This window comes from Halanaerobium sp., assembly GCF_003070835.1.
On sequence record NZ_QBLR01000406.1, the window covers coordinates 1 to 2,594 of the forward strand.

2 protein-coding genes and 1 tRNA gene are annotated in these 2,594 nt (G+C 31.8%); 2 read left to right on the plus strand and 1 reads right to left on the minus strand.

Annotated features, from left to right (window positions below):
- Positions 1-11 precede the first annotated feature (11 nt).
- A tRNA-Ser gene (locus CI949_RS19705) sits at positions 12-99 on the plus strand.
- Between the two features lie 145 nt (positions 100-244).
- Here CI949_RS19705 and CI949_RS19710 read toward each other — a convergent pair.
- Positions 245-508: a hypothetical protein gene (locus CI949_RS19710; protein ID WP_073159372.1), complete on the minus strand. Its 264-nt coding sequence runs from the start codon at positions 506-508 to the stop codon at positions 245-247.
- A 310-nt stretch (positions 509-818) separates the two neighbouring features.
- Between CI949_RS19710 and CI949_RS19715 the strand changes: the two genes are divergently transcribed.
- Positions 819-2,435 (plus strand): sigma 54-interacting transcriptional regulator, encoded by a 1,617-nt coding sequence (locus CI949_RS19715; RefSeq protein WP_290769599.1) that lies wholly within the window; start codon positions 819-821, stop codon positions 2,433-2,435.
- Positions 2,436-2,594: the final 159 nt, after the last annotated feature.

Here is a 2,594-nt window from a genome sequence, read left to right on the forward strand (position 1 = left end):
GTGACATAAGTGGAGAGATGTCCGAATTGGCTAAGGAGCCGGACTTGAAATCCGGTGAAGCCGAAAGGTGTCAGGGTTCGAGTCCCTGTCTCTCCGCCATTGAATATTAAGGGCTGATGCCCATTTTAGAAACCTGCCGAGAGGCGGGTTTTTCTGTCTTCAAGTATCAATAATATAAGTTAAAATTTTCAATCTGATAATAATAAATCCTTGTAATTTTCAAGAGCTTCATCAAATTTATAATCTATTTCAATGTATCTGCAGTTTTGTCTAAATCTCTAAGAACTATTGCAATAGTTCTTTCTCCCTGATAAAAGCTCATATATAGAGGGGTAGCATAATCTGTCATCTGATGGATTGATACATTCATTTGTCCTGTAGTAGAATCTTCATCCTGGTAAACTGTCCATTCATCAAAAATTTCTACTACTGCTTCAGCGTAAATAGTGGTATTCAAAATAAATATAGCTGCCAGTAAGACTATAAGTGTCAAAGCATATTTTTTCATAAGGTTTTCCTTTCTGTTTGAGGATATAATTTAAGCAATTATAGTTATTAATTTTTTTAATATGAAAAAGTATACAACATATTTTCGGAAAAATCAAACAAAAGCAGGAGAACTTTGTTTTTGATTTTGTGATTTATTTTTAACCCAGGCTAGAAGTTGTAATATTTCATCTTTAATATATTCTATGTTATAATTATAATAATAGATGTCTGTTATTCTATAGAAGTTATTTTTTTGCCTTTATACTAACCCAGACATGTATTTTTCTAATTATAACTAATAAAACAGATTTTTCTGAAAGGAGAAAAATATGAGCTGTTCTTTTAAGATAAATGTTATTGATATGCCAGGAGTAACAAGCCGTCTGCTTAATCTTGTTGATGATTTAAATATTAATCTGATGGCAATGGAGGTAGTTCCTGGAGAAATTTATATTCGAGTTGGTGATCTGCCGGAGTGTAAAAAGGTAAAAAGAGAAGAACTGCTTGTTGAATTAAAACGTTTAGATTTTGTAAAAGAAGTATCTGATATAGAATATATGCCTTTTGAAGTTAAAGAGCAGGAATTAAAGACTGTAATGAATAATCTAAAAGAGGGAATTGTTGCTATCGATAAATATGGGAAAATCAGCACCATGAATAAGTCAGCTGAGGTTATCTTAAATGTTTCACTAAAAAAATCAATTGGAAAAGATATTAGAGATATTCTAGATTCAGATCGGCTTCCTATTATTGAAAGTTTAAAAAAGAAAAAGAAAATAGAAAATGAAGAGATCTTAATTGAAGGAGATTATGGCAAGTCTCATTATTTTACCACGACTACCCCGATTTTTGATGAAGAGAACAATCTTATTGGAGCAGTTGCTTCAATGAAAGATATTGATGAAGTAAGAAAACTATATAATACAATCCATGAAACACCTAAAATTGAATTTAATGATATCATTCATCAAAGTGAAAAGATGGATCAGCTAATAGAATATGCAAAGCGATCAGCCAAAAATGATTCAACAATATTTATTCGAGGAGAAAGTGGAACAGGAAAAGAACTTTTTGCCAGAGCCATTTATTCAGCAAGTTCCAGAAGCCAGGAGCCGTTTGTTGCAGTAAACTGTGCTGCTCTGCCTGATTCTTTATTAGAGAGTGAGCTTTTTGGTTATGAAGAAGGATCTTTTACCGGTGCCAAAAAGGGAGGTAAACAGGGCCTTTTTGAAATTGCGGATAAAGGCACAATATTTTTAGATGAAATTGGAGAAATGTCAGCACATCTGCAGGCAAAACTTTTACGAACTCTGGAACAAAATCAGATCAGAAAAGTTGGTGGTGATCAGATGATCAACATTGATGTGCGTGTGATTGCTGCTACAAACAGAAAAATTGAAGAGATGATTAGGGAAAACAAGTTTAGAGAAGACTTATATTACAGACTCAATGTAATCCCAATTATTATTCCTCCATTGAGAGAGAGAAGAGAAGACTTATTTGCTTTAAGCAAATATTTTATCTGGAAAATTACTAATAAGATGAGGATTCCAAATAAGCATTTAAGTCCGGCGGCTAAAAAAAAGATAATGAGTTACGATTGGCCGGGGAATGTGCGTGAGCTTAAAAATGTATTAGAAAGAGCAATTAATTTTGTTTCCTCATTAGAAATTACAGCAGATGATATTATATTTGATAGATTAAGACTGCAAAATAACAATTACTTAAATAGAGAAGCCGGAGATTATAATGAAGACAGTCTACTAAAGGGTAATTATGTTGATATCAAAGAAATATCATCGATTAAAAAAATGGTGGGTGAATTAGAGAAACTTGTGATTTCTCATACTTTAAATGAAGAACAAAGCCTGCGCAAGGCTGCAGAAGTACTTGGAGTGTCTCATACTACTGTATTAAATAAGGCTAAAAAGTACGATTTGAAATAAAACTTTCCACTTGTAAAGATATCTTTACAGTAATTTTTGGTTGTAAAACTTAGTTATTCAAACTTAATCAACTTTAATCGCCTTTAAAACCATTAATAACGCTGTAAAGATTATTTAACATTATTCTAAATTTTAAAACAATTTATACTAATTTTAAAG

What these genes read in the sequence shown, in the direction of transcription:
- CI949_RS19710 (WP_073159372.1), bottom strand. Translation starts at nt 508, where the DNA reads ATGAAAAAATATGCTTTGACACTTATAGTCTTACTGGCAGCTATATTT.
- CI949_RS19715 (WP_290769599.1), top strand. Translation starts at nt 819, where the DNA reads ATGAGCTGTTCTTTTAAGATAAATGTTATTGATATGCCAGGAGTAACA.